Source organism: Teichococcus deserti (genome assembly GCF_001982615.1).
Taxonomy (GTDB): domain Bacteria; phylum Pseudomonadota; class Alphaproteobacteria; order Acetobacterales; family Acetobacteraceae; genus Pseudoroseomonas; species Pseudoroseomonas deserti.
Window position 1 is genome coordinate 1 of sequence record NZ_MLCO01000185.1, and the last position, 7553, is coordinate 7553.

The following is a 7553-nucleotide window of genomic DNA, read 5'->3' on the forward strand; positions in this document are numbered from 1 at the left end:
ATGTGTATATGAATCAGGGGTGGCGGCGGGGCCCGCCTGGCCGATCGCCAGCCGGCAGGCATAGTCGCCCAGCGCCTCATGCGCCGGCCGCGCCCAGCAGCCAAGCGCAAAGGGCCGGCCGTCCTTCTCGCCCTCCAGCGCCTGGCGCACCGGCGGCTGCGGCAGCGGCGGGGCGGTCGCCGGCCAGCGCGCCGGATCGGCCCGGGTCATGCGCCGCTGCGCCGCATAGGCCTCTGGCTCGAAGACCATGCTGACCCGCAGCAGCGGGCGGGCCGAAGGCGCGGCGGCATTGGCCTCGGCCGGGACCAGCCGGCCATCGGCCTCGAACAGCAGGAAGCTGCAGCCGGCGAAAGCATTGGCCGCGGAGGGGGCGATGCAGCTGATGGCGCTGCTCTGCGGCAGGCGCAGCGTGGCGCCCTGGCCTGGCTTCAGCAGCTGGCTGGGCAGCTGCAGCCGGCGCCACTCGGCCAGCGGCGTCGCCAGCAGCGGGTCGACCGGCTCCTCGCGGCAGGCGGCCAGCGCCGCCAGCGCCAGAAGCGAGGCCGCAGCCGCGCGAATCCTTCCCGTGCCCAGCATCCGCTGCCTATAGGCGCTGCGCCGCAGCAGGGCAAAGCAGAAGCTACACCATGGCCGTTTCCGGCCGCCATGTCTGCCTCGGACAAAAACGCCCGCATCCGCCAATCCCCGCCGCCTCCCCCCGGCTAGGGTCCGGCGCAGAAGGGGGGGCCGGCCTGCGGCCCCTCGCCACGGAGCCATCGCCATGACCCCGACCGCCACCCCCACCCCGGGCGCCAAGCTGCTGACGCCCACCGATCACACGCTGATCATGATCGACTTCCAGTCGCAGATGTCCTTCGCCACCAAGTCGATTGACGCGGCGAACCTGCGCACCAACGCCGCCCTCGTCGCCCATGCCGCCGCCGGCTTCGGCGCCTCGACCATCCTGACGACGGTCGCCGAGAAGTCCTTCTCGGGCCCGATGTTTGAGGAGATCACCGCGGCCTTCCCGGGCCAGGCGCTGCTCGACCGCACCTCGATGAACACCTGGGAAGACGCCGCGGTGATCGCCGAGATCAACCGCATCGGCAAGAAGCGCATCGTGCTGTCGGGCCTGTGGACCTCGGTCTGCATCGTCGGCCCGGCGCTGTCGGCGCTGGACCAGGGCTTCGAGGTCTATGTCATCGCCGATGCCTGCGGCGACATCTCCGACGAGGCGCATGAGCGCGCCATGCAGCGGATGATCCAGGCCGGCGCGCAGCCGATCACGTCGCTGCAGTACCTGCTCGAGATGCAGCGCGACTGGGCCCGCACCGAGACCTACGAGATGACCACCGGCATCGCCAAGAAGCTCGGCGGCGCCTACGGCCTCGGCATCATCTACGCCAAGACGATGTTCAACGCGCACGAGGGCTGAGGCCTTCGCGCAGCCCGCCATGGAGATCGGCATGAAGATCTACGCGATGGCGCTCGGTGCCGGCCTCCTGGTCGGCATCGTCTACAGCCTGCTCGGCGTGCGTTCGCCGGCGCCGCCGGTGGTGGCGCTGGTCGGGCTGCTCGGCATCCTGGTGGGGGAGCAGGTGATCCCGGTCGCCCGCCACCTGATGGAAGGGCAGGGCATCCGCCTGTCCGTCCTGAAGGCCGACTGCCGCCAGCACATCTTCGGCCATTTGCCCGGCGTGGCGTCCGCGCCGCGCGACAAGGCCTGACGCCCATGCCCGGCCGCCGCGCGGCGATGCAGGGCACCGCCGGGGGCCTTCTGGCCCTCGGCCTCGCAACCGCCAGGGGGAAGAGCGCCATGGCCGAGAACCGGGGCGCCGCCGCCGCGCCCGACATGATCCTGCGCAATGCCCGGATCACCACGCTGGACCGCAGCAACCCGGCCCCCGAGGCGGTCGCCATCACGGCGGGCCGCTTTTCCGCCGTCGGCGACTTGAAGGAGATCATGGCCAGCGCCGGGCCGGCGACGCAGGTGATCGACCTGGGCGGCCGCCGCCTGGTGCCAGGCCTGTTCGACAACCACCTGCATGTCATCCGCGGCGGGCTGAACTTCAACATGGAGCTGCGCTGGGACGGGGTCCGTTCCCTCGCCGACGCCATGGCCATGCTGAAGCGCCAGGTGGCGATCACGCCGCCCCCGCAATGGGTGCGCATCGTCGGCGGCTTCACCGAGCACCAGTTCGTCGAGAAGCGCCTGCCGACGCTGGACGAGATCAACGCGGTCGCCCCCGAGACGCCGGTCTTCATCCTGCACCTCTATGACCGCGCGCTGCTGAATGCCGCCGCCCTTCGCGCCGCCGGCTACGACAAGGACACCCCCAACCCGCCGGGCGGCGAGATCCAGCGCGGCCCCGACGGCACGCCGACCGGGCTGCTGCTGGCCAAGCCGAACGCGACCATCCTCTACGCCACCCTGGCGCGCGGGCCGAAGCTGCCCTTCGACTACCAGCTGAACTCGACGCGGCATTTCCTGCGCGACCTCAACCGGCTGGGCGTCACCAGCGCCATCGATGCCGGCGGCGGCAACCAGAACTTCCCCGACGATTACGACGTCATCCGCAAGCTGGCCGATGACGGCGAGCTGACGGTGCGCATCGCCTACAACCTGTTCACCCAGAAGCCCAAGCAGGAGAAGGAAGATTTCCTCCGCTGGACCTCGGAGAACAAGTACCAGCAGGGCGACGACTATTTCCGGCTGAACGGCGCCGGCGAGATGCTGGTCTATTCCGCCGCCGATTTCGAGGATTTCCGAGTCGAGCGCCCGGACATGCCCGCCAGCATGGAGGAGGACCTGGAGCAGGTCGCCCGCGTGCTGGTGCAGAACCGCTGGCCCTGGCGGCTGCACGCGACCTATGACCAGACGATCAGCCGGGCGCTGGACGTCTTCGAGAAGGTCAATGCCGAGATGCCGATCGGCGATCTGCACTGGATCTTCGACCACGCCGAGACGGTGACCGAGAAGTCCCTCGAGCGCATCGCGCGGCTCGGCGGCGGCGTCGCCGTGCAGCACCGCATGGCCTATCAGGGCGAGTATTTCGTCGAGCGCTACGGCGCCCGCGCGGCCGAAGCCACGCCGCCGGTGGCCAAGATGTTGGAAATGGGCGTCAAGGTCTCGGCGGGCACGGATGCGACGCGCGTCGCCTCCTACAACCCCTGGGTGGTGCTCTACTGGCTGGCGACGGGCCGCACCGTCGGCGGCCTGCGCATCACGCCCGAGCACAACACGCTCGACCGCGAGACGGCGCTGCGCATGCTGACCGAGAAGGTCACCTGGTTCGCCAATATGGAAGGCCAGAAGGGGCAGATCGTTGTCGGCCAGATGGCGGATGTCGCCGTCCTGGACCGCGACCTGTTCTCGATCCCCGGCGACGAGATCCAGGACATCACCGCCGACCTGACCATCGTCGGCGGCAAGATCGTCCATGGCGCCGGCGACTTCGCCAGGCTGTCGCCGCCGCTGCCGCCGGCCATGCCGGACTGGTCGCCGGTCAACCATTTCGGCGGCTACCAGCAGCGCGCGGCGCAGAAGGGGGCGACGCAGTTCCTGGCGCAGTCCCGCTGCTGCGACAGCGCCTGCAACGTGCATGGCCATGGCCACGCCCAGGCCTGGGCCAGCAGCGTGCCGGCGGACAATGCCTTCTGGGGCGCGCTCGGCTGCTCCTGCTGGGCCTTCTGAGCATGGGGCCGCGTCTCCTGGCCTGGCTCGGCCTGCTGGGCCTCTGCGCCGCCTATCTGCAAGGCGGGCTGAACAAGCTGCTGGATTTCGGCGGCGGCATCGCGGAGGCAGCCCATTTCGGGCTGCCTTTCCCCGCGCTGGTCACCGCCGGCACCATCCTGCTTGAGCTCGGCGCCAGCGCGCTGATCCTCACCGGCCGGCTGCGCTGGCTGGGGGCGCTGGCGCTGGGCGGCTTCACCCTGGCGGCGACCTTTATCGCGCTGCGCTATTGGGAGATGCCGCCCGGCCAGCCGCGCTTCATGGCCGCCAATGCTTTCTACGAACACCTCGGCCTGGCCGGCGCTTTCTTGTTGGTGGCCCTGCATGACCGTGGCCTGCTGGCGCGCCGGTCGTGAAGCTTCTCGTCACCGCCACCACGGCGCTGCTGCTTCTCGCCGCGCCGCTGGCCGCCGCAGATCCGTTTGAGGCTTTAAAAGACATCCCGCTGGGTGGCGATGTGCGCCTCTCCCTTGGCGGGCAGCTGCGGGAACGCTTCGAGAGCTTCAGCAATCCGGGCTTTTCCATCGGCCGCGCGCCGGGCGCCCCGGGCAGCAACCACTCTCTGCTGCAGCGCCTGTTGCTGCAGGCCGACCTGACGCTGTCGAAAAACGTCCGCGCCTTCTTGCAGCTCGGCCGCTTCGACGCCTTCGACAATCGCGGCGGCAGCCTGAGCGCCACCCAGGAAAACCGCGGCGACATCGTCCAGGCCTATCTGGACGCCGGCATCGACCTCGACGCCGGCTGGCGCCTGACCCTGCGCGGCGGGCGGCAGGAGATGAATTTCGGCTCCGGCCGGCTGGTCTCCGAGCGCGACGGCCCCAATCTGCGCCGCGCCTTCGATGGCGGGCGGCTGATGCTGGCCGGGCCGCAGGGGGCGAAGCTCGACCTTTTCGCCACGCGCCCGGTGCAGCCGCTGGGCGGCTCCTTCGACGACAGCAGCAACCGCGGCGAGGCCTTCTTCGGCGGCTATGCCACGATCCCGCTGGCGACCGGGCTGTCGGCCGATCTCTATGCGCTGGGCTATGAGCGCGAGGGCGCCCGCTTCACCGCCGGCACCGCCTTCGAGCAGCGCCAGACCTTCGGTACCCGCCTGTTCGGCCGCCGGGGCGCCTTCGACCACGATGTCGAGCTCGCCGGCCAGACCGGCAGCTTCGGCGCGCAGGACATCCGTGCCTGGACCGCTTCGGCCGATCTCGGCGTCACGGCAGGAAACCTGCCCTGGGCGCCGCGGCTCGGGCTGAAGGCCGATATCGCCAGCGGCGACGGCAATCCGCGCGACGGCAGGCTCGAGACCTTCAACGCCCTCTACCCCAAGGTGCCCTATTTCACCGAGGCCGGGCTGGTGGCGCCGGCCAATCTGGTCGACCTCTATCCCAGCCTGCGCCTGACGCCGCTGCCCGATGTCACGCTGGAATTCGGCTGGGACATCCTCTGGCGGCAGCAGCGGGAAGACGCCGTCTACCGCCCCGTCCCCTTCGGCCCGCTGCCCGGCACCGCCGGCGGCAGCCGCGGCATCGGCCAGCAATTCCAGGTGTCCGCACGCTGGAAGATCAACAGCCATGCCGAGTTCCGCGCCTGGTACGTGCATTTCGATGTCGGCCCGGCGCTGGCCGAGGCCGGCGGGCGCGACGTCGACTTCCTGGCCGCCGCCCTCTCTCTGACGTTCTGACCGAAAGGACCCGGCCATGCCCGAGGCCCGCCCCGCTTCCTCCTTCGCGCCGCTGCGCCAGACCGCCTTCCTGGTGCTGTGGATCGCCACCATCACCGGCAATATCGGCAGCTTCATGCGCGACGTCGCCAGCGGCTGGCTGGTGACCGAGCTCGCCGCCGGCCCGGCCGCCGTGTCGCTGATCCAGGCCGCCGCGACGCTCCCGGTCTTCCTTCTGGCCATCCCGGCCGGCGTGCTCTCCGACATCCTCGACCGCCGCCGCTTCCTGATCGCGGTGCAGCTGCTGCTGGCCAGCGTCAGCGTGACGCTGATGCTGCTCTCGGCCTCGGGCGCCATCAGCGTCTCGGCGCTGGTGGCGCTGACCTTCCTGGGCGGCGTCGGCGCCGCGCTGATGGCGCCGACCTGGCAGGCCATCGTCCCCGATCTGGTGGGGCCGAAGGAGGTGAAGAGCGCCGTCGCGCTGAACTCGCTCGGCATCAACGTGGCGCGGGCCATCGGCCCGGCGGCGGGCGGGCTGCTGCTGGCTGCCTTCGGCGCCTCGCTGACCTATGGCGTCGATGTCGCCTCCTATGTCGTCGTCATCGGCGCGCTGCTCTGGTGGAAGCGCCCGAAGCAGGAGGCCGACCCGCTGGCCGAGCGCTTCGGCGGCGCCTTCCGCGCCGGGCTGCGCTATGCCCGCGCCAGCCGCGAGCTGCATGTCGTGCTGGCCCGCGCCGCCGTCTTCTTCGGCTGCGCCAGCGCGGTCTGGGCGCTGCTGCCGCTGGTGGCGCGCCAGCTGCTGGGGGGTGACGCCGGCTATTACGGGCTGCTGCTCGGCGCGGTGGGGGCAGGGGCCATCGCCGGCGCCCTGGTCATGCCGCGGCTGCGCGCGCGCCTCGACGGCGACGGGCTGATGCTGGCGGCGGCCGGCATCACCGCGGCCGTCATGCTGCTGCTGGCGGCGGCGCCGCCGCGCTGGGTGGCGCCGCTGGTGCTGCTGCTGCTGGGCGGCGCCTGGATCCTGGCGCTGACGACGCTGAACGGCGTGGCCCAGGCGATCCTGCCCAACTGGGTGCGCGGCCGGGCGCTGGCGGTGTATCTGACCGTCTTCAACGGCGCGATGACCGCCGGCAGCCTCGGCTGGGGCGCCGTCGCCGAGTTTCTGGGGATCGCCGGCACGCTGGTGGCCGCGGCGCTGCTGCTGGTCGCGGCGGCGCTGGTCATGCACCGGCTGCGCCTGCCCGCCGGCGAGAGCGACCTGGTCGCCGCCCGCCACTGGCCGGAGCCGCTGCTGGCCGATCCGGTCGCGCATGACCGCGGCCCGGTGCTGATCCAGATCGAGTACCGCATCAGGCCCGAGGACCGCGCCGGCTTCCACCGCGCGTTGCACCGGCTGGCGGATGAGCGCCGCCGCGACGGCGCCTTCGCCTGGGGCGTGCATGAGGACGTGGCCGAGCCGGCGCGCGTGCTGGAATGGTTCCTGGTGGAAAGCTGGGCCGAGCATCTGCGCCAGCACCACCGCGTCTCGCAGGCCGATGCCGATCTGCAGAAGGAGGTGCTGCGCTTCCACAGCGGCGACACCCCGCCGCTGGTGCGCCACCTGCTGCCGCTGCAGCCGGGACTGTCCAGCGGGTGACCAGCGAAAAGGGGGCGGACCGCCGGGTCCGCCCCCTTCCGCATGGCCGCCTGCCGGCGCCTCAGCCGCGGGCGGCGCGCTGCAGCCGGCGCCAGGCCATCGGCGTGCTGCCCTCCAGCCGGCGGAAGACGCGGGAGAAATGCGGCTGGTCGGCCATGCCGCACAGCAAGGCAATCTGGCAGAGCGGCGCCTCGGTCTCCAGCATCAGCCGCTTGGCGCGGGCCATGCGCTGCTGCATGACATAGGCATGGGCGGTGATGCCGAAGCTCTGCTTGAAGCTGCGGGCGAAGTGCCCGGTGCTCAGCCGGGCGACGGCGGCCAGCTCCTTCTGCAGGATCGGGCCGCCCAGCCCCGCCTCGACATGCCGGGTCAGCCGCGCCACCTGCCAGCCGGCCAGGCCGCCGGGGGCGACGATGGCGGGCGCCGGCGGCTTCGGCGCCGGCTCCAGCAGGCGGGTGGCGCGCTCGAGGATCAGCCCCGCCGCATGCTGGTCGCGGCCGAGCAGCGCCCGCGCATCCTGCAGCAGCCGCGACAGGCTGGCCGAGACGGCGGGGGCG

At 71.6% G+C, this 7553-nt stretch carries 8 protein-coding genes; 6 read left to right on the top strand and 2 right to left on the bottom strand.

The window, feature by feature from the left end:
- Positions 1 to 576, bottom strand: a 576-nt coding sequence (locus BKE38_RS18240) for a hypothetical protein (protein ID WP_131829638.1), incomplete at its 3' end; no start/stop codon positions are given.
- A 184-nt stretch (positions 577 to 760) separates the two neighbouring features.
- Here BKE38_RS18240 and BKE38_RS18245 point away from each other — a divergent pair.
- The 6 genes from BKE38_RS18245 (at position 761) to BKE38_RS18270 (ending at position 6996) form a co-directional block, all read left to right on the top strand.
- The gene (locus BKE38_RS18245) at positions 761 to 1414 is read left to right on the top strand and encodes a hydrolase (protein ID WP_076958698.1); all 654 of its coding nucleotides are present in this window, start codon (positions 761 to 763) and stop codon (positions 1412 to 1414) included.
- A gap of 31 nt (positions 1415 to 1445) precedes the next feature.
- A complete protein-coding gene (locus BKE38_RS18250; RefSeq protein WP_076958704.1) occupies positions 1446 to 1706 on the top strand; it encodes a XapX domain-containing protein in 261 nt (86 codons plus the stop codon).
- 89 nt (positions 1707 to 1795) lie between these two features.
- The gene (locus BKE38_RS18255) at positions 1796 to 3673 is read left to right on the top strand and encodes an amidohydrolase (RefSeq protein ID WP_076958699.1); all 1878 of its coding nucleotides are present in this window, start codon (positions 1796 to 1798) and stop codon (positions 3671 to 3673) included.
- A 2-nt stretch (positions 3674 to 3675) separates the two neighbouring features.
- Positions 3676 to 4068, top strand: coding sequence for a DoxX family protein (locus BKE38_RS18260; RefSeq protein ID WP_076958700.1), 393 nt, complete (start codon positions 3676 to 3678; stop codon positions 4066 to 4068).
- Positions 4065 to 5381 (top strand): alginate export family protein, encoded by a 1317-nt coding sequence (locus BKE38_RS18265; RefSeq protein ID WP_076958701.1) that lies wholly within the window; start codon positions 4065 to 4067, stop codon positions 5379 to 5381. Before BKE38_RS18260 ends, BKE38_RS18265 begins: the two co-directional genes overlap by 4 nt.
- Positions 5382 to 5397: 16 nt before the next feature.
- Positions 5398 to 6996: an MFS transporter gene (locus BKE38_RS18270; RefSeq protein ID WP_076958702.1), complete on the top strand. Its 1599-nt coding sequence runs from the start codon at positions 5398 to 5400 to the stop codon at positions 6994 to 6996.
- 61 nt (positions 6997 to 7057) lie between these two features.
- Here the strand turns inward: BKE38_RS18270 and BKE38_RS18275 are convergent.
- Positions 7058 to 7553, bottom strand: a 496-nt coding sequence (locus tag BKE38_RS18275; protein WP_076958703.1) for a helix-turn-helix transcriptional regulator, incomplete at its 5' end; no start/stop codon positions are given.

Bases quoted from the DNA above. Each gene is read 5' to 3' on its own strand.
- BKE38_RS18245 (WP_076958698.1), top strand. From the start codon at position 761: ATGACCCCGACCGCCACCCCCACCCCGGGCGCCAAGCTGCTGACGCCC.
- BKE38_RS18250 (WP_076958704.1), top strand. From the start codon at position 1,446: ATGAAGATCTACGCGATGGCGCTCGGTGCCGGCCTCCTGGTCGGCATC.
- BKE38_RS18255 (WP_076958699.1), top strand. From the start codon at position 1,796: ATGGCCGAGAACCGGGGCGCCGCCGCCGCGCCCGACATGATCCTGCGC.
- BKE38_RS18260 (WP_076958700.1), top strand. From the start codon at position 3,676: ATGGGGCCGCGTCTCCTGGCCTGGCTCGGCCTGCTGGGCCTCTGCGCC.
- BKE38_RS18270 (WP_076958702.1), top strand. From the start codon at position 5,398: ATGCCCGAGGCCCGCCCCGCTTCCTCCTTCGCGCCGCTGCGCCAGACC.